Annotated in this window: 1 protein-coding gene; it reads right to left on the bottom strand. The window is 64.6% G+C overall.

Annotated elements, in window-relative coordinates; genetic code table 11:
- Positions 1 to 650 (bottom strand): ABC transporter substrate-binding protein (locus EII26_RS12865; protein WP_148092584.1); only part of this gene is annotated, 650 nt, incomplete at both ends.

Here is a 650-nt window from a genome sequence, read left to right as displayed (position 1 = left end):
GGGTTCATGTCCTTCATCGACGGGTCGTAGGCGAACGTCGTGTGCAGGAAACCCTCCACCGCGTCGCCGCCAAGCGTCACGATCTCGGGGTTGTCCATGCCGTCTCCGCCGATGAATCGGAACGCCGCCCCCAGCTCCTTGGCCTGCTTCAGCGCGATGGCGCCCTCCGTAAAATAGGCGGGCAGGAACACGAAATCCGGCTTCTTGGAGATCAGCTCGGTCAGCTGGGCCGTGAAGTCCTGGTCCCCCGACTGGTACTTCAGCTCGGCCGCGATCTCCCCGCCCATCTTGGCGAAGGCCCGCTTGAAGAAGCTGCTCAGCCCCACGCTGTAGTCGCTGGCGACGTCGGTGAGGATGGCGGCCCTCCTGAAGCCCAGCTCCCTGAAGGCGTAGGTCGCCGCACCGGCCCCCTGGAACGGGTCGATGAAGCACGCGCGGAAGTAGAACTTCTTGCCCAACGTCACCAAGGGATTCGTGGGAGAGGTCCCCATCACGGGGATCCCCGCCTTCTCGGCCACCTCTCCGCCCGCCATCGCCAGAGAGGAGCCGTAAGTCCCGATGATGGCGTTGACCTTGTCGTGCTCGATCAGGCGCGTCACCGCATTGGCCGCCTCGACCTTGTCCGACTTGTTGTCCACCACCACGAGCTC

The organism is Fretibacterium sp. OH1220_COT-178 (assembly GCF_003860125.1).
Classification (GTDB): Bacteria; Synergistota; Synergistia; order Synergistales; family Aminobacteriaceae; genus CAJPSE01.
Note: the sequence above shows the minus strand (reverse complement) of the source record. Positions and strands in the feature narration are given on the sequence as shown.